The 25,355-nt window shown below is 63.1% G+C and carries 23 protein-coding genes and 8 tRNA genes; 9 read left to right on the top strand and 22 right to left on the bottom strand.

The window, feature by feature from the left end; genetic code table 11:
* Positions 1 to 51: 51 nt before the first annotated feature.
* Together crcB and H9K76_RS13085 are read left to right on the top strand one after the other, a co-directional pair.
* Complete coding sequence (crcB, locus tag H9K76_RS13080) at positions 52 to 438, top strand: fluoride efflux transporter CrcB (RefSeq protein ID WP_187600629.1); 387 nt, start codon at positions 52 to 54, stop codon at positions 436 to 438.
* Between the two features lie 93 nt (positions 439 to 531).
* Complete coding sequence (locus H9K76_RS13085) at positions 532 to 1,395, top strand: LOG family protein (protein WP_187595858.1); 864 nt, start codon at positions 532 to 534, stop codon at positions 1,393 to 1,395.
* A 52-nt stretch (positions 1,396 to 1,447) separates the two neighbouring features.
* On the opposite strand, the gene H9K76_RS13090 is transcribed toward H9K76_RS13085, so the two are convergent.
* The 7 genes from H9K76_RS13090 to H9K76_RS13120 form a co-directional block, all read right to left on the bottom strand.
* On the bottom strand, positions 1,448 to 1,864 hold the full coding sequence (locus tag H9K76_RS13090) for a hypothetical protein (protein ID WP_187595859.1): 417 nt from the start codon (positions 1,862 to 1,864) through the stop codon (positions 1,448 to 1,450).
* Between the two features lie 73 nt (positions 1,865 to 1,937).
* Positions 1,938 to 3,122, bottom strand: a complete 1,185-nt coding sequence (locus tag H9K76_RS13095; RefSeq protein ID WP_187595860.1) for an MFS transporter — start codon at positions 3,120 to 3,122, stop codon at positions 1,938 to 1,940.
* Between the two features lies 1 nt (position 3,123).
* The gene (locus H9K76_RS13100; protein ID WP_187595861.1) at positions 3,124 to 4,536 is read right to left on the bottom strand and encodes a DNA recombination protein RmuC; all 1,413 of its coding nucleotides are present in this window, start codon (positions 4,534 to 4,536) and stop codon (positions 3,124 to 3,126) included.
* Positions 4,537 to 4,579: 43 nt separating this feature from the next.
* Positions 4,580 to 5,563 carry a 2-hydroxyacid dehydrogenase gene (locus H9K76_RS13105; protein ID WP_187595862.1) on the bottom strand — a complete coding sequence of 328 codons (984 nt, stop codon included), beginning with the start codon at positions 5,561 to 5,563 and terminating at the stop codon, positions 4,580 to 4,582.
* A gap of 65 nt (positions 5,564 to 5,628) precedes the next feature.
* On the bottom strand, positions 5,629 to 7,047 hold the full coding sequence (locus H9K76_RS13110; RefSeq protein WP_187595863.1) for a sodium:proton antiporter: 1,419 nt from the start codon (positions 7,045 to 7,047) through the stop codon (positions 5,629 to 5,631).
* A gap of 93 nt (positions 7,048 to 7,140) precedes the next feature.
* A complete protein-coding gene (gene pncB / locus H9K76_RS13115; protein ID WP_187595864.1) occupies positions 7,141 to 8,364 on the bottom strand; it encodes a nicotinate phosphoribosyltransferase in 1,224 nt (407 codons plus the stop codon).
* A gap of 133 nt (positions 8,365 to 8,497) precedes the next feature.
* Positions 8,498 to 8,962, bottom strand: coding sequence for an acyl-CoA thioesterase (locus tag H9K76_RS13120; RefSeq protein ID WP_187595865.1), 465 nt, complete (start codon positions 8,960 to 8,962; stop codon positions 8,498 to 8,500).
* Between the two features lie 241 nt (positions 8,963 to 9,203).
* Between H9K76_RS13120 and H9K76_RS13125 the strand changes: the two genes are divergently transcribed.
* Together H9K76_RS13125 and H9K76_RS13130 are read left to right on the top strand one after the other, a co-directional pair.
* Positions 9,204 to 9,770, top strand: coding sequence for a phasin family protein (locus tag H9K76_RS13125; protein WP_187595866.1), 567 nt, complete (start codon positions 9,204 to 9,206; stop codon positions 9,768 to 9,770).
* Positions 9,771 to 10,150: 380 nt separating this feature from the next.
* Complete coding sequence (locus H9K76_RS13130; protein WP_187595867.1) at positions 10,151 to 10,909, top strand: 3-hydroxyacyl-CoA dehydrogenase; 759 nt, start codon at positions 10,151 to 10,153, stop codon at positions 10,907 to 10,909.
* Positions 10,910 to 10,936: 27 nt separating this feature from the next.
* On the opposite strand, the gene H9K76_RS13135 is transcribed toward H9K76_RS13130, so the two are convergent.
* From H9K76_RS13135 to folC, 15 genes are all read right to left on the bottom strand, one after another.
* The gene (locus H9K76_RS13135; RefSeq protein WP_187595868.1) at positions 10,937 to 11,824 is read right to left on the bottom strand and encodes a LysR family transcriptional regulator; all 888 of its coding nucleotides are present in this window, start codon (positions 11,822 to 11,824) and stop codon (positions 10,937 to 10,939) included.
* A gap of 333 nt (positions 11,825 to 12,157) precedes the next feature.
* Positions 12,158 to 12,234 (bottom strand) — tRNA-Asp (locus H9K76_RS13140).
* Between the two features lie 50 nt (positions 12,235 to 12,284).
* A tRNA-Glu gene (locus H9K76_RS13145) sits at positions 12,285 to 12,360 on the bottom strand.
* A 25-nt stretch (positions 12,361 to 12,385) separates the two neighbouring features.
* Positions 12,386 to 12,461: transfer RNA gene (locus H9K76_RS13150), tRNA-Ala, on the bottom strand.
* Between the two features lie 100 nt (positions 12,462 to 12,561).
* Positions 12,562 to 12,638: transfer RNA gene (locus H9K76_RS13155), tRNA-Asp, on the bottom strand.
* Between the two features lie 48 nt (positions 12,639 to 12,686).
* Positions 12,687 to 12,762 (bottom strand) — tRNA-Glu (locus tag H9K76_RS13160).
* Positions 12,763 to 12,778: 16 nt separating this feature from the next.
* Positions 12,779 to 12,855 (bottom strand) — tRNA-Asp (locus H9K76_RS13165).
* Between the two features lie 49 nt (positions 12,856 to 12,904).
* A tRNA-Glu gene (locus tag H9K76_RS13170) sits at positions 12,905 to 12,980 on the bottom strand.
* A 15-nt stretch (positions 12,981 to 12,995) separates the two neighbouring features.
* Positions 12,996 to 13,071 (bottom strand) — tRNA-Ala (locus H9K76_RS13175).
* An 84-nt stretch (positions 13,072 to 13,155) separates the two neighbouring features.
* Positions 13,156 to 14,562 (bottom strand): glutamate--tRNA ligase, encoded by a 1,407-nt coding sequence (gltX, locus tag H9K76_RS13180; protein ID WP_187595869.1) that lies wholly within the window; start codon positions 14,560 to 14,562, stop codon positions 13,156 to 13,158.
* The gene (locus H9K76_RS13185) at positions 14,559 to 15,773 is read right to left on the bottom strand and encodes an O-succinylhomoserine sulfhydrylase (protein ID WP_187595870.1); all 1,215 of its coding nucleotides are present in this window, start codon (positions 15,771 to 15,773) and stop codon (positions 14,559 to 14,561) included. Before H9K76_RS13185 ends, gltX begins: the two co-directional genes overlap by 4 nt.
* A gap of 146 nt (positions 15,774 to 15,919) precedes the next feature.
* Positions 15,920 to 17,401 carry an amidophosphoribosyltransferase gene (purF, locus tag H9K76_RS13190; RefSeq protein WP_187595871.1) on the bottom strand — a complete coding sequence of 494 codons (1,482 nt, stop codon included), beginning with the start codon at positions 17,399 to 17,401 and terminating at the stop codon, positions 15,920 to 15,922.
* Positions 17,402 to 17,498: 97 nt separating this feature from the next.
* Positions 17,499 to 17,987 carry a CvpA family protein gene (locus H9K76_RS13195; RefSeq protein ID WP_187595872.1) on the bottom strand — a complete coding sequence of 163 codons (489 nt, stop codon included), beginning with the start codon at positions 17,985 to 17,987 and terminating at the stop codon, positions 17,499 to 17,501.
* Between the two features lie 26 nt (positions 17,988 to 18,013).
* Positions 18,014 to 18,967 carry an SPOR domain-containing protein gene (locus H9K76_RS13200; protein WP_187595873.1) on the bottom strand — a complete coding sequence of 318 codons (954 nt, stop codon included), beginning with the start codon at positions 18,965 to 18,967 and terminating at the stop codon, positions 18,014 to 18,016.
* Between the two features lie 14 nt (positions 18,968 to 18,981).
* Positions 18,982 to 20,307, bottom strand: coding sequence for a bifunctional tetrahydrofolate synthase/dihydrofolate synthase (gene folC / locus H9K76_RS13205; protein WP_187600630.1), 1,326 nt, complete (start codon positions 20,305 to 20,307; stop codon positions 18,982 to 18,984).
* Positions 20,308 to 20,354: 47 nt separating this feature from the next.
* Here folC and H9K76_RS13210 point away from each other — a divergent pair, with 47 nt between their 5' ends.
* From H9K76_RS13210 to H9K76_RS13230, 5 genes are all read left to right on the top strand, one after another.
* Positions 20,355 to 20,729, top strand: a complete 375-nt coding sequence (locus H9K76_RS13210) for an arsenate reductase (RefSeq protein WP_187595874.1) — start codon at positions 20,355 to 20,357, stop codon at positions 20,727 to 20,729.
* Between the two features lie 201 nt (positions 20,730 to 20,930).
* The gene (locus H9K76_RS13215; RefSeq protein WP_187595875.1) at positions 20,931 to 21,728 is read left to right on the top strand and encodes a glycine zipper 2TM domain-containing protein; all 798 of its coding nucleotides are present in this window, start codon (positions 20,931 to 20,933) and stop codon (positions 21,726 to 21,728) included.
* Positions 21,729 to 22,050: 322 nt separating this feature from the next.
* On the top strand, positions 22,051 to 22,368 hold the full coding sequence (gene ppnP / locus H9K76_RS13220; RefSeq protein WP_187595876.1) for a pyrimidine/purine nucleoside phosphorylase: 318 nt from the start codon (positions 22,051 to 22,053) through the stop codon (positions 22,366 to 22,368).
* A gap of 51 nt (positions 22,369 to 22,419) precedes the next feature.
* A complete protein-coding gene (gene argG / locus H9K76_RS13225) occupies positions 22,420 to 23,760 on the top strand; it encodes an argininosuccinate synthase (RefSeq protein WP_187595877.1) in 1,341 nt (446 codons plus the stop codon).
* Positions 23,761 to 24,373: 613 nt separating this feature from the next.
* On the top strand, positions 24,374 to 25,348 hold the full coding sequence (locus tag H9K76_RS13230) for a Bug family tripartite tricarboxylate transporter substrate binding protein (protein ID WP_187595878.1): 975 nt from the start codon (positions 24,374 to 24,376) through the stop codon (positions 25,346 to 25,348).
* Positions 25,349 to 25,355: the final 7 nt, after the last annotated feature.

A 25,355-nucleotide genomic window follows, 5' to 3' on the forward strand; every position in this document is an offset into this window, starting at 1 on the left:
CCGGGGCGGGCACGGACGAGGTCTCTGCGCGGCCTCTACAATGGCTCCATGCTGATTCAAGTTATTGCCATCTGCGTCGGAGCCTGCTTCGGCGCACTGGCGCGCTGGGGACTGGGTCTGTGGCTCAGCGCCGGCGCGGTTCTTCCCTGGGGAACGCTGGCCGCCAACATCGTGGGCGGCTATCTCATCGGGATCTGCGTGGGCGTTTTCCAGGCCATGCCGCAGCTCGACCCCGTCTGGCGGCTGGCGCTGGTCACCGGCTTCCTGGGCGCGCTCACCACCTTCTCCAGCTTCTCCGCCGAGGTCATCGCCCTGCTGCAGGAGCAGCGCTTCGGCGTGGCCCTCGGCTGGTGCGCCGTACACCTGCTCGGCTCGCTGTTCATGACCTGGCTGGGCCTGCAGACCATTGCCCTGCTCTGGACGCAATTGCAGCGCTGACACGGCTTACGATAACGACATCCCACCGACGATGCCGGGTTTCCGGCGCCCTCACCCTTTCTTTTCACTGAACCATCGACAACAAGAATTTCCATGGAAGCCAATACCGACCTGAATGACCGCCGCCTGGCCGACGCCTGGGCGGAGCTCCACAACTTCGCCGTCGCGGGCAACCCGCTGGATGCGGACTCGTACCGCCTCGCCTTCGCCGATCCCGAGTTCATGCTGCGCCGCGAAACCCGCGGCATCCGATTCCAGCTCGAGCTGCTCAAGCCCGACCTGGAAATGGCCGCGCAAGGTGTCGAGCACACCGTCGTGGTCTACGGCAGCGCACGCATGCTGTCGCCCGAAGACGCGAAGCAGCAGCTCGAGGCAGCCGAAGCCAGCGGCGACGAGGAGCGCATCGCCCGTGGCAAGCTGGCGGTGAAGAACTCGTACTACTACGACAAGGCACGCCAGTTCGCCCGGTTGGTCGCGGAGTTCGGCAAGACCCGAACCGAAAAGGAGCGCATCTACGTCTGCACCGGCGGCGGCCCGGGCATCATGGAGGCCGCCAACCGCGGCGCGCATGACGTGGGCGCACTCAACGTGGGCCTGAACATCACGCTGCCGCACGAGCAGAGCGGCAACAAGTACATCTCGCCTTCGCTGTGCTTCAAGTTCCACTACTTCGCGCTGCGCAAGATGCACTTCCTCATGCGGGCAAAGGCACTCGTGGCCTTCCCCGGCGGCTTCGGCACGCTGGACGAACTGTTTGAAGTCCTCACGCTGGTGCAGACCGGCAAGGCCAAGGCACTGCCCATCATCCTGTTCGGCACCGAGTTCTGGAAGAAGCTGGTCAACTTCGAGGCACTGGTCGAACAGGGCACGATCTCGGCCAATGACCTGAAGCTGTTCCACTACGTGGATGATCCGGCCGAGGCCTGGCAGTTGATCAGGGACTTCTACAAGCTCTGACCGGCACGGCTCCGCAGCATGCCGCCTCCTGGCTGCCAGGGGCTGCACGCACTCAATATGAGCGAAGCGATATGCCCCACATGTCGTTTCGCCTCACCACAATCCAGAGGTTGGTGTGACGACTCAGCTCTGCGCCCACGTTTGAGCGCCGGGTGTACGTGACGAGAAAGTGGACTTTGTCCCGGCTGGTCAGGACCGGAACCTTCGACTCATATCGGGTGGATGCCCAGCCTGTACTTTTCAGCCGCAGGAAAAAATCGGAGGGGTGCTGGCCGGGGGCATCCCAAAGCAGTGTCTCCGACTCCGAAATCATCACATGCGGGAAGTGCAACTGCGCGTCCATTCCGGCCAGATCCAGTGAATTGAACGCCTCGGTGAATCTGTCCAGGCAATGGGACGCCTCGTCAACCACACCCTGGTCAATGGAGCTGTCACTCGTCCTGCTGACAAAGGAAAGAAAACTGTTCATACCTTGTTCAGGCCATTGATGCATCGGGCATCCATGCGCACGTCATTGGACATGCCATGGCTTGGGAAGCGGCTCAGTGCGCATGGCCAGATGCCTCCACCCCGCGCATCTTCCATGCAATGCGTGAGCCCGACCCCACGGCCGCTCCCACGATCCAGAACAGGCCGGCCACACCGACGAGCGCACCGGCATAGCCGAAGATCACCGGCATCAGCACGCTGGATCCATTGATCGCCATGAGCCGCAGGCCCAGTGCCTCGCCGTGTCGCTCCGGCGGCGTGAGCTGATGCAGCATGCTCATGATCATGGGCTGCACCGACCCCAGCGCCAGCCCCAGCAGCACCGAGCAGGTGCCCAGCAGGAACGCGGTGGGCATCAAGGGATAGACAGCGAACAGCAGTGCGGTGATGGCCATGGCCCAGCACAGCACGGTGGCCTCGCGCAGGCGCTCCGCGATGAACGGCATCAGCACGCGGATCAGTGCGGCGGCCAACGCGAATATTCCGAGAATCGTGCCGATGACGGAGGCGGACAGCCCGCGCTCGTGTCCCAGCAGAGGGACGACGAAAGTATGCACGTCCCAGCAGGAAGACAGCAGCCAGTTGAGGATCAGCAGCCGCCGGAAGTTGGGTTCGCCGAGCAGATCCCACGCCTTGCGTCCCCGGCCATCGTCGGCCGCAATCACCGGCGGCAGTTCCTGCGCATGGCGCACCCACAGCCAGGTCAGCAGCGCGGTCACCATCATCATCGCGAAGGCGGCGCGGTAGCCGTCCGTGCTTCCCGCAGAGCTGCCCGCGTGGTCGATCAGCAGGCCCGCAAAGAACGGACCGATGAAGTTCGACACGGCAGGCCCGATGGCCAGCCAGCTGAACACCTGGCGCAGTTGCGTGGCGTCGTGCGCGGCGCGGCCCACATGCCGCTGCAGCGCGATCGTGGCCGTGCCGGTGGCCGCGCCCGTGCACAGCGCTGCAAAGCACAGCGCGGCATAGACCGGGAAGGCCAGCGCGGTCGCGCACCCCACGGCGGCAACGATCACCGCATACTTCACGGGCCGCCTCAGGCCATGCCGGTCCGCGTAGCGCCCTGCCGGCAGCGCGAGAAACACCTGCGTCAATGCGAAGAGCGCCAGCAGCATGCCGACGGCCACCGCGCTGTAGCCCTCGCGCAGCGCGAGCAGCGGCGCGGCCATGCGCATGCCGGTCATGCTGGCGTGGATGCAGATCTGTCCTGCGATGAGACGCGCGAGCGCAAGATTCACGTCAACCGCCCTCACCGCCCGGCAGCAATCCGCCGCCCGCCTCATCGGATTCGTCGGCGAGAGGGCTCGCCCCTTCTTGCGGCCCTGGGAGCTCCTGCACCGATCGCAGCCTGCGCTGGATGGCTCGCGTGCGCACATCGACCTGATCGAACTTGCGCGCCGCGGCCTCGATCGACTTGCGCGTCGCATCCACCACCGCGCCAAAGTTCTGGAACTCCGTCTTCACCTGCCCCAGCACCGACCATACCTCGGACGAGCGCTTCTCGATCGCCAGCGTCTTGAAACCCATCTGCAGGCTGTTGAGCATGGCGGCAAGATTGGCCGGACCGGTGATCATCACGCGGCACTCGTTCTGGATCGCCTCCACCAGGCCGGGCCTGCGCATCACTTCAGCAAACAGGCCCTCGGTAGGCAGGTACAACACGGCAAAGTCCGTGGTGTGCGGCGGCGCGACGTACTTGCTGAAGATCTTGCGGGCTTCGAGGCGTATCGACGTCTCGAACGCATTGCCTGCCGCGATCATCGCGATCCGGTCCGCAGCCTCCGATGCATCGAGCAGCCGCTGGTAGTGTTCGACCGGGTACTTCGAATCGATGGGCAGCCACACGGGCTCGTCTTCCTTCTTTCCGGGCAGGCGGATCGCGAATTCCACCAGCTCATCGCTGCCCGGCACGGTCTTCACATTGCGGGCGTACTGTTCGGGCGAGAGCACGTTGTCGATGATTGCGCCCAGTTGCATCTCGCCCCATGTGCCGCGCGATTTCACATTGGTCATCACGCGCTTGAGGTCGCCCACACTGCCGGCCAGCGTCTGCATTTCCCCCAGCCCCTTGTGCACCTGCTCGAGCCGTTCGCTGACCAGCTTGAAGGACTCGCCCAGCCGCTGCTCGAGCGTTGCATGCAGCTTCTCGTCGACCGTGCGGCGCATCTCCTCGAGCTTGGCGGAGTTGTCCGTCTGGATCGCCGACAGGCGCTCGTTGAGCGTGCTGCGCAGGGTGTGCGACAGCGTCTCGAAGCGCTGCGCGAACGCGGAGTCGAGTAACGCCAGGCGCTGATCGAGCTTGTTCTCGAACGCGCCCAGCGAAGTCTGCAGTTCGTTGCGGCTGATGCGCGCCTCGTTCACCGCCAGCGCCAGCCGCTCATCCACCGCATCGCGCACACCGTCGAGCGCATCCTGCGACGTCTGCGAGAACGCGCGCAGATGCATGGCCATGCCATTCATGGCCCCGTCGTTGCGCGCCACCGCAAGCTGCGTGGCCTGTGCAACGGTCTCCAGCGCCAGCAGCCGCTGCTGCAACTCGGGCGGGATCTCGCCGCGCGGCTTGCGCAACAGCAGCACCACGAGTGCCAGCAGCAACAGCACCGTGACGATGGAAAGAATCAGGACGAGGATGGCAAGCGTTTCAGGGGTCATCGCAACGATCGGTGGCTCGGCTCTCCGGCAGGCGGCATGGAGCTCAGCCGCGAGCGGCCGGCTGGTTCACGGGCGTGATGGCCAGGCCGCCTTCCAGGTAGGAGATCAGGTTGTCAGCGGCCAGCTGAGTCATCTTCAGCCGCGTCTTGACCGTGGCGCTCGCGATGTGCGGCGTGAGCACCACGTTGGGTACCTGCAGCAGCCCCGGGTAGACCGAAGGCTCGCCCTCGAACACGTCGATACCGGCCGCCGCGATACGCTTGTCCGCAAGCGCCTGCGCAAGGGCCGCATCGTCCACGATGCCTCCACGGGCGACGTTGATCAGCGTGGCCGTGGGTTTCATCTGCGCGAGTTCCGCGGCGCCTATCGCGTGGTGCGATGCAGGCGTGTAGGGCAGCACCAGCACCAGGTGGTCGGCCTGCGCGAGCAGCTCTTCCTTGCTCACGTAGCGGGCACGGCATTCGGCCTCGAGCTCCGGCGTGAGGCGCGAACGGTTGTGATAGATGACATCCATGCCGAAGCCGTACGCGCCGCGCCTGGCAATGCCCTGCCCGATGCGGCCCATGCCCAGAATGCCCAGCGTGCTGCCGTGCACTTCGGCGCCGGCAAACATGTCGTAGCTCCAGCGCGTCCACTTGCCGGCACGCAGGTAATGCTCGCTTTCGGTCACCCGGCGCGCAGCAGCCATCAGCAGCGCGAAGCCGAAGTCGGCCGTGGTCTCGGTGAGCACGTCGGGCGTGTTCGTGCCCTGCACGCCCGCGGCCGTCATCGCCGCCACGTCGAAGTTGTTGTAGCCCACCGTCATGTTGGAGACGATGCGCAGCCGCGGGCAGGCGGCAAGCAGCGCCGTGTTGATCGGCTGCGTTCCCGTGGTCAGCGCGCCGTCCTTGTCCTTCAGGCGTTCGGCCAGTTCGGCGTCGCTCCAGAGCACGTCATCCTGGTTGGATTCGACGTCGAAGTGCTGCGACAGCCGCTCGATCACTTCGGGAAAAATCTCGCGGGTCACCAGAATGCGTGGCTTGCTCATGATGGGGAATGGCCTTTCTTGGTTGGTTTGTCTCGTTGAATGATGGATAGTGGAACCGGATTCCGTCACCGGAACCAGATGAAGGTCATGATGACGAAGAGCGGGACCAGCACGCAGCCCGACCATGCCATGTAGCCGAAGAAGCTCGGCATCTTCACGCCGCGATCCTCGGCAATGGCCTTGACCATCATGTTCGGCGCATTGCCGATGTAGGTGTTCGCGCCCATGAACACGGCACCCGCCGAAATGGCCGCGAGCGTGGGAGCCAGCGTGGTCATCAGCACCTGCGGGTCGCCACCGGCAGTATTGAAGAACACCAGGTAGGTCGGCGCGTTGTCCAGGAATGAGCTGAGCGCGCCGGCCGCCCAGAAATACATCGCCGGGTCCGGCGAGCCGTCGGGCCGTGTCACGGCGGAGACGATGGCGCCGAACGGGCCATTGACGCCCGCCTTCAGCATGGCGATCACCGGGATGATCGTGAGGAAGATGCCGGCGAACAGCTTGGCCACCTCGAGCATCGGCCCCCAGTTGAACTGGTTCTTCTCATGCACGGACCGAGGCGTGACCCAGAGGGAAACAAGGGTCACCGCGATCAGGCCGATGTCGCGCACCAAGCCCGGCAGGCCTACATGCGCACCCGCGATCACCCATTCCACATCCGACTTCCACATGCCGCTCATCAGCACCAGCGCCACCACAACCAGCAGCAGGATGAAATTGCCCTTGCCCTCGAAGCCGAGGCGCTGCGGACCACCGGTATCCGGCGTGGGATCTTCCCTGCGGATCTCGCCGCTGCGGCGGAAGAACCACGAGTCGAGCAGATAGAACGCCACCAGCAGAACACCGACGAGGAACAGCGTCTCGGTGAAGATGTGCTGCACCGTCCAGAAGAACGTCACGCCCTTGAGGAAGCCGAGGAACAGCGGCGGATCGCCCAGCGGCGTGAGCGAACCCCCGGCATTGGAGACGATGAAGATGAAGAACACCACCACATGCGCCATGTGCTTGCGGTTGTCGTTGGCACGGATCAGCGGGCGGATCAGCAGCATCGATGCACCGGTCGTGCCCATGAAGCTCGCGAGCACCGCTCCGATCGCAAGGATTGCCGTGTTCAACCCGGGCGAGCCGTGCAGGTTGCCGCGGATGTAGATGCCCCCCGCCACCGTGAACAGCGCGGTGAGCAGGATCACGAAGGGGATGTATTCCGCGACCAGCGCATGCACGAAGCTCACCCCCGCGGCCGAGGCACCGAAGATGGCGGCAAAGGGCAGCAGGAACGCCAGCGCCCAGCCAGCCGCCACCTTGCCGAAATGATGGTGCCAGAACGCCGGCGCGAGCAGCGGCATCAATGCGATCGAAAGCAGAATGCCGGCAAACGGCACGCCCCACAGCACCGAGAGCGCACTGCCGTCGATGTCGGCGGCATTGGCGATCGCCGGCACAGCGCATGCAAGCACCAGCGCCAAGGCTCGAATTGGTTTCATTGAACTCACTCCCATCGTTCGATTCATGTGCCGACCCGCGGCGGCCACGCCGCCCGGCCCCTGCAGGGTCTCCATCGCTGATTCAGCCTTGCTTCAACCCTGTGTGGAGGGAATCTCGAAAACCTGCCGCAGATACGCCAGGTACTTTTCATCGCTGCACATGTTCTTGCCCGGCGCATCCGACAGCTTGGCCACAGGCTGGCCGTTGCAGCGCGTCATCTTGATCACGATCTGCAGCGGCTCGTGCGCAGGCGCATCGCCCAGGTCGTTCGTGAGGTTGGTGCCGATGCCGAACGCCAGCTGGCAGCGGCCGTTGAAACGCTGGTACAGCTCGATGATGCGCGGAATCGTCAGACCGTCGCTGAAGATCAGCACCTTGGTGAGCGGATCGACGCGGTTGTCGCGGTAGTGCGCAAGCAGACGCTCGCCCCAGGCGAACGGATCGCCGCTGTCATGGCGCGCGCCATCGAACAGCTTGCAGAAATACAGGTCGAAGTCACGCAGGAAAGCACTCATGCCGTACACGTCAGACAGCGCGATGCCCAGGTCGCCGCGGTACTCCCGTGCCCAGCACTCGAAGCCGAACACCTGGCTGTCGCGCAGGCGCGGTCCCAGTGCCTGGCAGGCCTGCAGATACTCGTGCGCCATCGTGCCCAAAGGCTTCAGGCCCAGCTTCATGGAAAACAGCACGTTGCTGGTGCCGGCGAGTTGCGCGGGGGCATAGTTCGAGCCCGGCCGGAGACCTTCGCTTCCGAGGCGTGCACACAGCACACGCAGCACTTCCTCGTGCCATGCGCGGCTGAAGCGCCGGCGCGTGCCATAGTCTGCAATCTTCAGGTCCTCGAGGTTCTCGCCCTGCATCAGCGCAATCTTGCGGTCCAGCCTGCGCCGTCCCTCCACAAAATCGGGCACCTTCTGCGTGTTGCGGAAATAGACCTCGTTGACGATGGCCAGCACCGGGATCTCGAACAGGATCGTGTGCAGCCAGGGGCCTGTGATCGTGATGTCGATGTCGCCGCCCGGCAGCGCGGTCACCGTGATGTACTTCTCGTTGAGCCGGAAGAGCCCCAGGAAGTCGATGAAGTCGCTCTTGATGAAACGCAGCGATCGCAGGTAGGCAAGCTCCGCATCCTGGAACTGCAGATGGCACAGCGAGCGGATTTCATCGCGGATCTCGGTGACGAACGGTGCCAGTTGCACGCCGGGATTGCGGCACTTGAACTTGTACTCCACCTGTGCGCCCGGAAAGTGGTGCAGCACCACCTGCATCATCGTGAATTTATACAGGTCGGTGTCGAGCAGGCTGGTGATGATCATGAAGCGTGAGAGTCGGCCGATGCAGCGTCATGAAGAAGGGAGCGTGCACGAGCGAACAGATCCTTGGTCGAATGTCCGGCCACCATTTTGTCACCAACCGAGGCACCGCGCGGGCAAGCGCGGGTTTGTCCCGTCAGGGCCTGCACAAGGGTGCAAGCGCCTGGCGCAGTTTTTCCGGCAACGTCGTCGGCCGGCGGGTCTCGCGGTCGACATAGACATGCACGAAATGGCCCACCGCCGCCGACATCGGCTCCCCCTGCGCGAACAGGCCGATCTCGTAGCGCACGCTCGAGCTGCCCAGGCGACTCACACGCAGCCCCGCCTCGATGGTCTGCGGAAACGCGAGCGATGCGAAGTAGTTGCACTGGGTCTCGACCACGAGCCCGATGGTGGAGCCAGCGTGAATGTCGAGCGCACCCTGCTCTATCAGATAGCCGTTGACCGCCGTATCGAACCAGCTGTAGTAGACGACGTTGTTGACATGTCCGTAGATGTCGTTGTCCGACCATCGCGTGCCAATACTTCTGAATATCGGGAATTGGGACCGATCGAGTGGTCTCGCACGGTCGGGGGCTGGGGAGGTCTTTGTCTCTGTCATGGTGTTTTCATCAAGTGCCGCTAATTTTGCCAGTGCGCATGGGCCGGACGATGAAAAGTCGCAAGACGCGGGCAAAGCAACAGTTTTGGGGTGCGAACTCTAAAAATGCTGCAATGCAACAAACAGCTCTTGTGTTTTGAATCAAGGCCCCTACAATTCAATCCATGCTGCACTGCAACATGACACGCAGACGAAGTCACGTCAGAGCAGATATCTCAACCACCCCTTCTGGAGATTGAACATGTCCCTGACACCTGAACAAGTTATCGCCGCTCAAAAAGCCAACCTGGAAACCTTCTTCGGCCTGACCAACAAGGCATTCGAAGGCTTCGAAAAGCTGGTCGAACTGAACGTGACAGCTTCCCGCGCTGCCCTGGCTGACGTTGCACAGCACACCCAAGCCGTCCTGGCCGCCAAGGATCCCCAGGAACTGCTGTCCCTGCAAGCCGGCCTGCTGCAACCCATCGCTGAAAAGTCGGTGGCCTACAGCCGTCACCTGTACGACATCGCTTCGGGCACCAGCACCGAGTTCGGCAAGACCTTCGAATCGCAAGCCGTCGAAGCCCAGCGCAACTTCAACAGCCTGGTCGACACCGCAGCCAAGAACGCTCCCGCCGGTTCCGAAACCACCGTGGCCGTTTTCAAGAGCGCCGTGAGCGCCGCCAACAACGCGTTTGAATCGGTTCAAAAGGCTGTGAAGCAAGCCAGCGACGTAGCTGAAGCCAACTTCAACGCCGTGGCGAACTCGGCAACCAACGCTGCCAAGACCGCTACAGCCACTGCTACCGCAGCTGCTCGCAAGCGTTAATTATTTACAACGGGCGATGGGATGCGTTGCATTCATAAAGGGTTAACCCCTATAATCGCCCTATCGATTCAAAGAATTTCATACGAAACTTCCTGAATCAACCAGTTGTCTCCTTGGATCCTCTCGAAACTCGGTTTCTAGGATCCCTTGATAGCCCAGTCTTACCGACTGGGCTTTTTTTTGCTCATCGCGAATGGACGGAGGATGAGGTTTGCTGAACAGCGCCGCGAATCCATTCGTCACGCAACTTCATCGCCTCGGTATTCCACGAAGAACATTTTTCTTTCACCCAGGATGGGGTCAACACCGTGGCGGACGCGATGGCTATCGTCCATAATTGACGTTTACGTCAACGTCATCAACCCCTAGGGAGACACATCTTGGAAATCAAAGGCAAAGTATTCATCGTGACGGGCGGCGCTTCGGGTCTGGGCGAAGGCACGGCCCGCATGCTGGCAAGCCGTGGCGCGCACGTGGTCATCGCCGACATGCAGGTCGAGAAAGGCGAAGCCGTTGCCAAGGAAATCAACGGCAGCTTCGTCAAGTGCGACGTGACCAGCGAAGATGACGGCAAGGCCGTGGTGGCCAAGGCGGTTGCCGCGGGCAAGCTGATGGGTCTGGTCAACTGCGCCGGCATCGCGCCTGCAGAAAAGACCGTCGGCAAGAATGGCGCCCACTCGCTCGCCCTGTTCAGCAAGGTGATCCAGGTCAACCTGATCGGCAGCTTCAACATGATCCGCCTGGCCGCCGAAGCCATGGCAAAGAATGAGCCGGAATCCACCGGAGAGCGCGGCGTGATGATTTCCACCGCCAGCGTCGCTGCCTATGACGGGCAGATCGGTCAGGCGGCCTATTCCGCCTCCAAGGGCGGCATCGTCGGAATGACCCTGCCCATCGCCCGCGACCTGGCTCGCAACGGCATCCGCAACATGACAATCGCGCCCGGCATCTTCGGTACACCGATGCTCTTCGGCATGCCCCAGGAAGTACAGGACGCGCTCGCGGCAGGCGTGCCGTTCCCGAGCCGCCTCGGCACTCCGACGGATTACGCCAAGCTGGCCTGCCACATTGTCGAGAACGACATGCTCAATGGCGAAGTGATCCGCCTGGACGGCGCGATCCGCCTGGCACCGAAGTAATCAGCAAGGAAAGCATTCGGCTCCCGCTCATGCCGCAAACGTCTCGAGAACATCGAGAACACAGGCCACGGCGGGGTCGATGCTCGGCAGATTGCGGTACGCCACGGCCATCGGCCGCATGAGCCGGGGGTGCATGGGACGTATCTGCACCTCGGGCAGCTGCTTCAGATCCTCCACCTCCTCCAGCGGAAGAATGGCCGCGCTCTGGCTGGCCGTTGCCAGGCTCTTGAGCGCCCCGGGATAGCTGAGCGACAGGAACGGGCGCGGATTGAACCCCGCCTGGCCAAACCAGCCGGCAATCAGTCCATGCATTTGGGTGGCCGGGGCAAACGAAGCCCATCGACGCTCCGCAAGCCAGGCGGGCGTGATCTGCGCGGGGGCATCCCAGCTGCTGGGCACCACCACCATCATCTCGTCGTTGCGCCAGGGCTTCATGCAGATTTCCGCGGAAACCGGCTGCTGGCTTGCCACGATGCCGATGTCCAGTGTTCCCGCTTTCAGGCGGCGCATGGCATCCGCCGACCCTACCGCGTCGAGCTTGATGTCCACCCCGGGGCTGCGCTGCACCAGCGCACCCAGCATCAAGGGCAGCAGATGCGTACTCACTCCTGCCGAGACGCCAACCCGGACCATGCCCTCCCGCCCCGCGGCCCGGCGGCGCACTGCATCGACCAGATCATCGCTCGCGGCAAGCAACTTGCGGCCGCGCTCCACCAGGGTGGCTCCGGCGGGAGTCAGTTCCGCATGGCGCCTGCCGCGCATGAGCAGCGTGGCATCCAGGCGCGACTCCAGCTCCTTGATGTGCAGGCTCACGGTAGGCGGTGCGAGATGCAGGGCCTGCGCTGCTGCCGCGAATGTCCCCAGATCCGCAATGGCGATCAGCGTCTGTAGTTGGTCCAGGTTCAGGTTACGCATCAGTAATTCTGAATTTAATGTTCATTCAATTCAACTTTACAGATGTTACGTGAAAATTGACCATAGAGGCATGGCACACATCACCGAACAGAAGCCCCCACAGGAACCCCATCACGCAGACGAAACGGGGCACGTGGATCACGCGAACGGCGCCGCCGGCACGATAGCCGCCCATCTCGCATACTGGTTCGAACGTCTCAGGAGCATGATGGAGCACGCCGAGCGAAGAATCACCGAGAACTTTCGCGTACCGCCCGGTGGGGGATGAGACCCGCAGAGGCCTTGAAAAACAAAAAAGCGATGCAAGCCGAAACTTGCATCGCTTTTTATTTTTGGCGGAGTGGACGGGACTCGAACCCGCGACCCCCGGCGTGACAGGCCGGTATTCTAACCAACTGAACTACCACTCCTGGTAGAAGACTTCGCGAGTTCCATTTTGGAACTCCAAGCGCCTCAAACTTGGCGACCCTACGGGGATTCGAACCCCGGTACTCACCGTGAAAGGGTGATGTCCTAGGCCTCTAGACGATAGGGTCAAAACCTAAAACTAACCGAAAAATTTGGTGGAGGTAAACGGGATCGAACCGATGACCTCTTGCATGCCATGCAAGCGCTCTCCCAGCTGAGCTATACCCCCAAATGCATCTGACAATTGCGAAACATCTTTCGATGCCTTCACAAATAGAAAACGGGTCTCCTGAAAGGGACGACCCGTTACTGGTCAAATCCTTTGAATCTGGCGGAGTGGACGGGACTCGAACCCGCGACCCCCGGCGTGACAGGCCGGTATTCTAACCAACTGAACTACCACTCCTGGCAGGAAGCGTTGTGCGTTTCAAAGAAACTTCAAGTGCTTCAAACTTGGCGACCCTACGGGGATTCGAACCCCGGTACTCACCGTGAAAGGGTGATGTCCTAGGCCTCTAGACGATAGGGTCAAAACCTAGAAAACTTTGGCGGAGTGGACGGGACTCGAACCCGCGACCCCCGGCGTGACAGGCCGGTATTCTAACCAACTGAACTACCACTCCTGGTAGAAAGCGTTGCGAGTTCTGAAGTGAACTCCAAGTGCTTCAAACTTGGCGACCCTACGGGGATTCGAACCCCGGTACTCACCGTGAAAGGGTGATGTCCTAGGCCTCTAGACGATAGGGTCAAAACCTAGAATTCTTGGTGGAGGTAAACGGGATCGAACCGATGACCTCTTGCATGCCATGCAAGCGCTCTCCCAGCTGAGCTATACCCCCAAATTTCCTGCAAATCCTCAGCATCTGACAGCGTTTATTGTGTAACCGTCGTCATCTGCTGAGCTTTGAATTATATACAGGTTTTTAAGCGCTTTTCAAATTCTTCAAAACTTTTTCGCGTCCGAGAAGTTCGATCACCGCATCGACTGATGGAGTGTGCGCTGTACCCAGCACAAGCACCCGAACCGGCATCGCGAGCATCGGCATCTTCACACCCTGCTCTTTCAGTACCTGCTTGATAGCGGCGCTGATTGCATCCTTGTTCCAGTCAACCTGCTCGATAGCTGCTGCAAAAGCAGCAAGAAGAGGCTTGGCGGAATCGGTGACATGCTTTGCATAGTCTTCCGCGTTGCGTTCCACGCTGTCGAGGTAGAAAAGTTTAGCCCAATTTGCGAGGTCCAAAAGCGTTTCGCAGCGATCTTTGAACAATCCGCAGATGCGAACGAAGCGATCGTCGGCCTGGATCTGTTCTTCGGACACGCCCGCCTTCACGAGAAACGGCCTCGCCAGCGCAGCCAGGGCATCGTCATCCATGGCCTTCAGGTGCTGGGCATTCACCCAGCGCAGCTTGGCTTCGTCGAACTGGCCGGCGCTGCGGCCGAGGTGGTCGAGATTGAACCATTCGAGGAACTGCTGGCGCGAGAAGATCTCGTCATCGCCGTGGCTCCAGCCCAGGCGCGCAAGATAGTTCACCATCGCATCGGGCAGGTAGCCCTCGTCTCGATACTGGGTGACGGCCTTGGCGCCATTGCGCTTGCTCATCTTCTCGCCCTGCTCGTTGAGCACGGTGGGAAGATGGGCGAACACCGGCACGTTCGCACCCAGGGCCTCGAAGATGTGGATCTGGCGCGGCGTATTGTTCACATGGTCATCGCCTCGGATGACGTGGGTGATGTTCATGTCCATGTCGTCCACGCACACGCAGAAGTTGTACGTGGGCGTGCCGTCCGGACGCGCGATCACGAGGTCGTCCAGCTCGGAATTCTGGAACTCGATGTGCCCCTTGCACTTGTCGTCCCAGCCGACGACGCCGGTGAGAGGCGTCTTGAAACGCAGGACCGGCTTAACGCCTTCCGGAACGGGAGGCAGCACCTTGCCGGGCTCCGGACGCCATGTGCCGTCGTAGCGCGGTTTCTCCTTGGCGGCCATCTGCTTTTCGCGCAGCGCGTCGAGCTCTTCCATGCTCATGTAGCACGGATAGACGTAGCCCTTGGCCTGCAGCTCGGCCAGCACCTGCTTGTAGCGGTCCATGCGCTGCATCTGATAGAACGGGCCTTCGTCATGGTCGAGCCGCAGCCACTCCATGCCTTCCAGGATCACGTCGACAGACGCCTGAGTGGAGCGCTCCAGGTCGGTGTCCTCGATGCGCAGGATGAAGTCGCCCTGGTTGGCACGGGCAAACGCCCATGGGTACAGCGCGGAGCGGATGTTGCCGAGATGGATGAAGCCCGTCGGCGACGGGGCGAATCGTGTGCGTACTTTTGTAGTCATTTCAATGTATCCAGTCCACGCGAGAGGTCTGCCTTGAGGTCGTCAAGGTGCTCCAGCCCCACGGAAATACGGATGAGCCCCTGCCCCACGCCCGCGGCCTGGCGCTGCTCTTCGGTCAACCGGCCATGCGAGGTGCTGGCCGGATGCGTGATGGTGGTCTTCACGTCGCCCAGGTTGGCCGTGATGCTGCACACGCGCGTGCTGTCCACGACATGGAAGGCATTGGCGCGCAACTGCTCGGCGCCCTCTCCCACCACGTCGAACGCGATCACCGCGCCGCCCATGCCATTTTGCTGGCGCATGGCGAGCTCATGCTGCGGGTGGCTCTTGAGGCCCGGGTAGTGCACATGTGCAACCTTCGGGTGCGCCTCGAGCCAGTTGGCCAATTCGAGCGCCGCGGCGCTTTGCGCCTTCACGCGGATCGACAGGGTTTCGAGGCCCTTCATCACGACCCATGCATTGAACGGCGCAAGGTTCAGGCCGCCGCTGCGCAGGAAGGTGCCCATGACCTTGTCGACGAGCGCGACCGTGCCGCATACCGCCCCAGCCATCACGCGGCCCTGTCCGTCGAGGAACTTGGTCCCCGAGTGCACGACGAGGTCCGCGCCAAACTTGGCGGGCTGCTGCAGCACGGGCGAGGCGAAGCTGTTGTCCACCGCGAGCAGTGCGCCATGCGCATGCGCCAGATCGGCCAGTGCCGCGATGTCGCACAGGTCGGTGAGCGGATTGGTTGGCGTTTCCGCGAACAGCAACCGGGTATTGGGGCGAATGGCGTCCTTCCAGGCCTGCACATCCGTCTGCGAGACGAAGCTGGTCTCGATGCCGAAGCGCGCCATCTCGGTGCCCAGCAGCTTGATCGTGGAGCCGAACATCGACTGCGAACAGATCACATGGTCGCCTGTCTTGAGCGCGGTCAGCGCCACCAGCAGGATCGCCGACATGCCGGTGCTCGTGGCCACCGCGCACTCCGTGCCTTCCATGGCCGCAAGGCGTTTCTCGAAACTCGTGACCGTCGGATTGCTGGTGCGGCTGTAGGTATAGCCATCCTCCTGCGCCGCAAAGCGGCGCGCCGCCGTTTCGCAATCCGGTTGCACGAAGCTGCTGGTCATGTAGAGCGCTTCGCTGTGCTCACCCCACTGGCTGCGATCGATGGCTTCGCGCACGGCGAGCGTGTCCGGATGCAGGCCTTGCGGCAATGTTCTGTCGGTCACAATAAATCCTTCAGGTGTTCTTCTGAACCGCCCATGCCCGCTCTTGATGGCATTGGCGGCCGCGCGCCCTCACGAGAGTCTATGCGCGCTGCCAATCGGCGGAGGTGGGCGGCGGCGCCCGCCACCCTGCCCGGCCCCGCTGCCACTCAGGCGAGCGTGGCGTCCTCGTCGTCTTCCACTGTCTCGTTGCGGCCCGCGTTGATCGCGTTGATATCGCCTTCCGAGATGTCGCCCGTGATGTACTCGCCATCGAAGCACGATGCCTCGAAGCCCTGCACGCGCGGGTTGATCTTGCCGACCGCCTGCTTCATCGCGTCGACGTCCTGGTAGATCAGCGCATCGCAGCCGATGACCTGGCGGATTTCCTCCACCGTGCGCCCATGCGCCACGAGCTCGGTCTTGGTCGGCATGTCGATGCCGTAGACATTCGGATAACGCACCGGCGGCGCGGCCGAGGCGAGGTACACCTTCACGGCACCCGCATCGCGCGCCATCTGCACGATTTCCTTGGAGGTGGTGCCGCGCACGATGGAATCGTCGACCAGCAGCACCCTGCGGCCCTTGAACTCGCTGCTGATGGCGTTGAGCTTCTGGCGAACCGACTTCTTGCGCGTGGACTGGCCCGGCATGATGAAGGTGCGGCCCACGTAGCGGTTCTTCACGAAGCCCTCGCGGTAGGGAAGACCCAGGAGCTGCGCGAGCTGCATCGCGCTCGGGCGGCTCGACTCGGGAATCGGGATGATCGCGTCGATCTCGCTCGGCGGCACCGTGGAGACCACGCGCTTGGCCAGCGTCTCGCCCATGTTCAGGCGCGCCTGGTACACGGAGATGCCGTCCATCACGGAGTCGGGGCGTGCCAGGTAGACATACTCGAACACGCAGGGGTGCAGCATGGTCGATTCCGCGCACTGCTCGATCTCGATGTGACCGTCGTCACGGATGAACACCGCCTCGCCCGGCGCGATGTCGCGTTCGAGCTGGTGCAGCGTACCTTCCAGCGCCACGGACTCGCTGGCCAGCATCACGGTGCCATCCGCGCTCTTGCCCATGCACAGCGGGCGGATGCCGTAGGGATCACGGAACGCGAGCAGGCCGTAGCCGGCGATCAGCGCAATCACGGCATAGGAGCCCTTCAGGCGCTTGTGCACGGCGCGCACGGCCTTGAACACATCCTCGCTCTTGAGCGGAGCGCCGCTGGTGGCGCGCGCCAACTCATGCGCCAGCACGTTGACCAGCACTTCGGAGTCGCTCTCGGTGTTGGTGTGGCGATGGTCGGTGCTGACCAGCTCTTCGCGCAGCTGCTTGGCATTGGTGAGGTTGCCGTTGTGCACCATGTAGATGCCGAACGGCGCGTTCACGTAGAACGGCTGGGCCTCCTCCTCACTGGAGGCGTTGCCGGCCGTCGGATAGCGCACCTGTCCCAGGCCCACATTGCCGGGGAGCGCACGCATGTTGCGGGTGCGGAATACGTCTCGCACCATGCCCTTCGCCTTGTGCATGAAGAACTTGCGTCCCTCCTGCGTGACGATGCCCGCAGCGTCCTGCCCGCGATGCTGCAGCAACAGCAATGCGTCATAGATCAGCTGATTGACAGGGGCCGTACTGACCACACCGACGATTCCACACATATTCGGTTTCCATTCTCTGGCGGGGGAGATCCGCCGAACACTCACAAAAAAATCCTGAGACCTCGGGAAGCCCCGATTGTCGCCGCGTTTGCCCTGCTCAGCCGGGGTGCCTTGCCGTCATGTCAACCGGCAGCAGCGGTTTCACCACCCCGAGCGCATCTTCCAAGATGGGGGCGGACTGCGCGGTTTTCCACCACTCCGCCTCGTGCATCGGCGTCCACTCGGCGATGGCGGCCACCACCAGGAGCAGGACCACGCCGCGCAGCAGCCCGAACAACCCGCCGAGCGCACGATCGGCCGGGCGCAGGCCGATCGCCTCGATCAGTTTCTTCATGAGCCAGGCGACGAAGCTGCAGCCGAAGATTGCGATCACGAACACCAGCACGAAGCCCGCCGCATGCCGCCACATCGGATCGCTGTCCTTCATCGGCAGCAGGTTGCCCATATCGGCGGCAAACCACTGCGCCAGGAAGAACGCAATCACCCAGCTGGCCAGGGACAGCAGCTCGAACACCAGCCCGCGCCACGCTCCGATCACGAGCGAGGCGACGAGCACCACGATGCACAACCAATCCAGCGCAGCCATGCGCAGCTCCGATCAGTGCGTCACGTTCAAAGAGGTATCACCGAGGCTGGCAGGCCCAGCCCCTTGATGCGACCCGCAGCCTTGTCGGCATCCGCCCGGCCCGTGAACGGCCCGACACGCACACGCGTGCGCTTGCCATCCTTGGTGTCGACCGACTGCGTGAATGCCTTCAGGCCGGCGCCCGCGAGCTTGTCGCGCACCTCCTTGGCCTTGTCTGCGTCGGCAAAGGCACCCACCTGCACGATGAAGCGCCCCTCGGCCTTCGCAGCTGCGGCGGGAGCACTGGCGGACGAGCCGGTATCACGGCCTTCCAGCAATGCACGGGCCCGTGCGGCGTCGTCATTGCGCGGCTTGGGCTCAGGCTTTGGCTCCGGTTTCGGTTCCGGCTTGGCCTCGCGCTTGGGCTCCACCTTGTGCTCTGGCTTGGCCTCCGGTTTCGTCTCGGGCTTGCGTTCAGGCTTGGGCTCCGCCGGTTTCGGCTCAGGCTTTGGTTCGGGTTTCGGCTCCGGCTTGGGAGGCTGCACGACGGGAGCCGGCGCGGGGGACGGCCTCACGGCTGGCGCAGGCGCGGGCGCCACTGCGGATGCCGCGGGCGCTGGCCTTGGAGCCGGCGTGGTCACGATCTCCTCGCCATCCGACAGTCCGGACTCGTGCGATGCACCGCCGGAGCGCGGCCCGCTTGCCGCCGATGGCGCACCATCGGCCGAGCCGGGAACCACCAGGGGAGCCACGTTGTTGCGATCGGGAACGTCTGTGGGCAGGTTGACGGGCACCGGGCGCGGCTTGGTGTCGAACAGCCAGGTGAATCCGGCGACGCCGATCACCACCAGCACGGCGGCCCCGATGAGACGGTGGCGAGCGCGGCGGCGCATCACCTCCACGCTTTCGGCCTGTGCCGCCACACGCGAGCGTCTGGTAGCCTTGCTGCTGCCCGTGTCCTTTTCTTTTTGACCTGACCAGGGAAACTTGATAAATGCCATGAGTTATGGACTCGTTATGCACCCAGATGCTTGGCTTGCAGACGAGGCGTGCCGTGCTGGAGAACACCGCCCACTGTGTAGAACGAGCCAAAGACCACGATTCTATCAGCCGGGTCGGCAGCGGCGATTGCAGCTTGTAACGCCGCCTCCGGGTTGGCATGCAGCGAAGTCTTCACCTCGCGCTTGGCGCCGGCCACCATCTGCACCGCATTCCATTTCTGCTGCAGATGCGCCGCCGTGTCGGCACGCGGAGTCGGCAGATCGGTGAAATACCAGCGATCGATCAGCGGCCCGATCTTGGCAAGCATCGGTGTGAGGTCCTTGTCGGCCATGGCGCCGAACACCGCATGCGTGACCGGGAAGTAGCCCATGGCATCCAGGTTCGCCGCAAGTGCAGCCACCGAATGCGGGTTGTGCGCCACGTCCAGCACCATGGCGGGCTGACCCGGAATGATCTGGAACCGCCCCGGCAGTTCCACCATGGCCAGCCCGGTGCGCACGGCCTGCGCCGTCACGGGCAGCTTCTCGCGGATGGCCTCGAATGCCGCCAGCACGCCCGACGCATTCACCAGCTGGTTGGCACCGCGCAGCGACGGATAGGCCAGGCCTGCATAGCGGCGCCCCCGTCCGGCCCACGCCCACTGCTGCTTGTCGCCCGTGAAGTTGAAATCGATGCCGAAGCGCCAGAGATCCGCGCCGATCTCCCTCGCGTGATCGAGCACGCTCTGCGGAGCCATCGGGTCGCTCACCACGGCCGGCCTGCCTGGACGCATGATGCCCGCCTTCTCGCGGCCGATGCTCTCGCGGTCGGGGCCGAGGAACTCCATGTGGTCGAGATCGATGCTCGTGATGAGCGCGCAGTCGGCATCGACGATGTTGGTCGCATCGAGGCGACCGCCCATGCCCACTTCCAGGATCGCCACCTCCAGCCTGGCAAGGCTCAGCAGCCGCAGGATCGCGAGCGTGGTGAACTCGAAATAGGTCAGCGGAATCTCCTGGCCGTTCAGCACGCGCGCCTGCTCCACGGCGGCGAACTGCTCCACCAGTTGCGCGGCGGTGACGATCTCGCCATGCACGCGGCAGCGCTCTTCGAAGTGCACCAGATGCGGCGAGGTGAAGACCCCCGGCTTGTATCCCGACTGCAGCGCCACGGCTTCGAGCATGGCGCAGGTCGAGCCCTTGCCATTGGTGCCGGCCACCGTGATCACGGGGCAATCGAAATGCAGCTCAAGCCTGCGCGCCACTTCGCCCACGCGTTCGAGGCCCATTTCAATGTTGCGGGGATGCAGGCTTTCGCAATAGCTCAGCCAGCCGTCCAGGGTATCGGGAAGATTGTGCATACTGCCCACGATTGTCGCCTACGCCAGCATGAGCGATGATCACGGACATGAGTACCCCCACAATCATCATCTACGGCATCCCCAATTGCGACACAGTGAAGAAGGCCCGCACCTGGCTCACGGACCAGGGGGTGGATTACCAGTTTCACGACTTCAAGAAGCAGGGCGTTCCCGCCGATCGCCTGCCCGGCTGGCTCAAGGCCGTGGGCCGCGACAAGCTGCTCAATACCAAGGGAACAACCTGGCGCAAGCTCGACGCCGCCATCCAGGCCCGGGCCGCGGACGATGCGGGCGCCATGGCCGTGATGCAGGAGCATGCATCGATCATCAAGCGCCCCGTCGCGGAATGGGACGGCCAGGCCGGTGGCCGCGTGACGGTGGGGTTTGACGCCGACAAGTGGAACGATCTTCTCAAAGCATGATCCCACCGATGGACAGGCCTTGAAAAGGCAGTGAAACGGCTTCGCCCGGCAACGCTTTACGAAGCTTTACGCCGCCATACCCTGTTTTTGACGCTCCGGGCTTCAACTTTTCTCGTGCCTGGCGCGTTAATCGGCAGGCATGCCTCATGCGCCAGCCTGGTTCGTGCAGAGGTTCCAAGTGCCTGCAAGGAGTTTCAGTCCATGAACAAGTTCATCGCTTTCACCGCCCTCTCCCTTTCGGCCGCCACCGCCGGGACGGCCTTTGCCCAGGAACAAGGCCGGGTGTTGTCGGCAACGCCCGTCATGCAGCAGGTGGCGATCCCGCAGCAGGTCTGCAACAACGAAATGGTCTATGCCCAGCGCCAGCCCAGCGGCGCGGGCGCGATCCTGGGCGCCGTGGTCGGCGGCCTCGCGGGCAGCGCCATCGGCGGCGGCTCGGGCCGCGCGGCGGCCACGGCGCTCGGGGTCTTCGGGGGCTCCATCATCGGCAACAACGTGGAGGCCGGGCCTCCGGGCTACGTACCGATGCAGCGCTGCGGCACGCAGACCTACTACGAAAACCGTACCGTCGCTTACGACGTGACCTATGAGTATGCGGGCCGGCGCTACACCACGCGCACGCAGTACGATCCGGGCCCGTGGATTCCGCTGTCAGTGCAACCCCTCTCCCAGGGAGGCCCGGATGCCTATGGAACCTACGGTGGCTACGGCCAGGACCCTTCTTATTCCTATCAGCGGCCGACACAGCCCCAGGGCTATTACGACGACGGCAGGTACTACGGCGACCGCGGCCAGACCTACGGCAACGATGATGGCCGCTACTACGACAACGGCAGTTACCAAGACAACCGCTACGGCAACGGTGGCTACTATCAGGGCGGCGGTGCGCAGCCCCGCCCCGGCGTGGTCGTGACTGGCGACACCGGCACCTACACGGCGCCCGTCACCAATGGCTCCATCGAATACCGCAACTCGCGCGGCGAGCCGTATCGTCCCTGACCGAACGGCATCGACCAGCCCCAGGGAGCCCTCGCGGCTCCCTTTTTTTCATCGCCGGGCCGCCCCAAGATGAAAAGCGCCCCGTTGGGGGCAGCGGACCATGCGAAGCAGGGAAGCGTGGGGGCCCTCTTTCATCGCCGAGCCGCCCCAAGATGAAAAGCACCCCCTTGGGGGCAGCAGACCATGCGAAGCAGGGAAGCGTGGGGCCCTTTTTCATGGGGGGCGCGAAACGAAGCATGGCGCGGAAAACCACAGCCGCCTCGGGGGAGCCTAGAATCGAGGGTTTGACCTTTCTTTCATCCACTGAACATTCAGCGCATCCATGACCACCGAAAAGATTGATGGCGTTACCGTCACGACCAAAGCCAATGTGTACTTCGACGGCAAGTGCGTGAGCCACAACCTCACCTACCCCGACGGCACGAAGAAATCCGTGGGCGTGGTGCTGGCCGCCGAGCTCACCTTCGGCACCGCCGCGGCGGAGATCATGGAGTGCGTGGGCGGCTCCTGCGAGTACAGGCTCGCCGGCAGCGACCAGTGGGTGAAATCCGGCCCTGGCGAGAAGTTCAGCATTCCGGCCGATTCCAAATTCGACATCCGGGTGGCCGAGGCCTATCACTACATCTGCCACTACGCCTGATTTCCGCTTCGGAAGCAGCGCGGCCCTCCCCTCACACTCACGGACAACAACATGGCAAACATCCTGCAAAACCTGCCCACCGGCCAGAAGGTCGGCATCGCCTTCTCCGGCGGCCTGGACACCAGCGCGGCCCTGCGCTGGATGAAGAACAAGGGCGCCGTGCCCTACGCATACACCGCCAACCTCGGCCAGCCCGACGAAGCCGACTACGATGCCATCCCGCGCAAGGCCATGGAATACGGCGCGGAAAAGGCCCGCCTGATCGACTGCCGCACGCAGCTGGCCAACGAAGGCATCGCCGCCATCCAGGCCGGCGCGTTCCACATCTCCACCGGTGGCGTCACCTACTTCAACACGACACCCCTGGGCCGCGCCGTGACCGGCACGATGCTGGTCGCCGCGATGAAGGAAGACGACGTCAACATCTGGGGTGACGGCTCCACCTTCAAGGGCAACGACATCGAGCGCTTCTACCGCTACGGCCTGCTCACCAACCCGTCGCTCAAGATCTACAAGCCGTGGCTCGACCAGCAGTTCATCGACGAACTCGGCGGCCGCGCCGAGATGTCGGCCTTCATGACCAAGGAAGGCTTCGGCTACAAGATGTCGGCCGAGAAGGCCTACTCCACCGATTCCAACATGCTGGGCGCCACGCACGAGGCCAAGGACCTGGAGTTCCTGAACAGCGGCATCCGCATCGTCAACCCGATCATGGGCGTGGCATTCTGGAAGCCGGAAGTCGAAGTGAAGGCCGAGGAAGTCTCTGTGACCTTCGAGGAAGGCCGCCCGGTCGCCCTGAACGGCAAGCGCATCGAGGACCCCGTGGAGCTGTTCCTCGAAGCCAATCGCATCGGCGGACGCCACGGCCTGGGCATGAGCGACCAGATCGAAAACCGCATCATCGAAGCCAAGAGCCGCGGTATCTACGAGGCCCCCGGCATGGCCCTTCTGCACGCGGCCTACGAGCGCCTGGTGACCGGCATCCACAACGAGGACACCATCGAGCAATACCGCATCAACGGCCTGAAGCTGGGCCGCCTGCTGTACCAGGGCCGCTGGTTCGACCCGCAGGCCATCATGCTGCGCGAATCCGCACAGCGCTGGATCGCCCGCGCCGTGACTGGCACCGTGACACTGGAACTGCGTCGCGGCAACGACTACTCGCTGCTGAACACCGAGTCGCCCAATCTGACCTACGCACCCGAGCGCCTGTCGATGGAAAAGGTGGAAGACGCGCCATTCAGCCAGGCAGACCGCATCGGCCAGCTGACCATGCGCAACCTGGACATCGTCGATACCCGCGACAAGCTGCGCGTGTATTCGGAAGCCGGCCTGCTGTCCCTGGGCGGCAACGCAGCCCTGGCACAGCTGAACGACGGCAGCAAGAAGTAAGCAGCCAGCAGCCCACTGGCTGCAAGGGCGCGAGCGGCATGCTCCCTGCCCTTCTTCCCGCTGCAGGCCGCCCCTCGGGGCGGCTTTTTTCAGGTTCATCCCGCATTGTCGGGATGAGCGCGAGGCTTTCCAAACGACAGCCTAAGCAGCGCGCGCCCGCTTTGAACTGTTCACAACAATGCTGAGATGGCCCCTCAGACGCGACGCAAAGGCGAAGACAGTACAAGCGTACGGCAAGCCTTTGCAACAAAGTATGAGGGGCCATATCAGCACCTCCACACGAAGACTCTCACCCCAAGCGCCGCGCACCCATTCGTCACGCAATCCATATACCCCGGTATTCCGTGCAGAACCTTTTTCATCGAGGGCCGCCCCACGTTGCCTGCCACGCGGCCATGTCATCCTGCCGACAGCTTGTGTAAGCCTTGCTGCACGTACTGGCATACAAGATAGTGGATTGCATAGGCTGTCGCAAAATCGGGGCCTACGCCTGCCTCCGTCGACATCCGCTTCGATCGAGGTGCTTTGCCGGGCTGGCCGCGTTCGTCGGCAGCCCATTCACATCCAGTCTCCGAAGTCCGCTGCATGCGGACTCTCGCCTTCAAGGAAACACATGCTTCGCAGAAACGCTTTGCTCGCCACAGCAGCCGCAGCCCTCGCCGTTGGTGCTCCCGCCCTCGTGCAGGCCAAGGACGCCTGGCCCGTCAAGACGATCACCCTGGTCCAGCCCTACTCGCCCGGCGGCACCAGCGACATGCTCGCGCGCATCGTTGCGCAGGAACTCGAAAAGCGCATCGACGCCGCCGTCATCGTCGACAGCAAGGCTGGTGCCAACGGCAACATCGCCACTGCCTTCGTGAGTCGGGCCAAGCCGGATGGCGGCACCTTCCTCGTGGGTTCCAGCAGCCCCGTGGTGATCTCGCCCACGCTGTACAAGAGCGTTCCCTACGATCCACGCAAGGACCTCACCCCCATCACCACCATCGCCAAGGCCCCCTTCCTGCTGGTGACCAGCGCCAAGTCGGGCATCAATTCGATGGACGACCTGATGAAGCAGATCAAGGCCGACAAGGTGAACTTCGGCTCCGCAGGCGCTGGCTCGCCCCAGCACATGATCGTGGAGATGTTCCAGATGCAGGCCAAGGTGAAGTCGCCGCACATTCCCTACAAGGGTTCGGCTCCGCTGATCCTCGCGGTGATGTCCAACGAAGTGCAGTACGCGATCGACAACCCTGTCCCGCTGAAGCCGCAGATCGACGCCGGCAAGATCAAGGCGCTGGCCATCACCAGCAAGAACGCCTCCCCCAAGTTCCCGGGCGTCAAGAGCCTGCACGAACTGGGCTTCACCGACTTCGAGGTCGAGCCCTGGTACGGCATGATCGGCTCCAAGGGCCTGCCCAAGGAACTGGCTGAGCGCATGAACGGCTACGTGCAGGACATCCTCAAGCAGGACAACGTCAAGCAGAAGATCTCCGAACTGGGCGCCGAGAGCTACGGCATGGGCACCGCGGACTTCGCCAAGCTGATCGATTCCGATATCAAGAAGTGGGGCGAGGCCGTGAAGGCGTCCGGCGCCACCGCCGACTGATTGACTC

The organism is Diaphorobacter ruginosibacter (genome assembly GCF_014395975.1).
GTDB lineage: Bacteria > Pseudomonadota > Gammaproteobacteria > Burkholderiales > Burkholderiaceae_C > Diaphorobacter_A > Diaphorobacter_A ruginosibacter.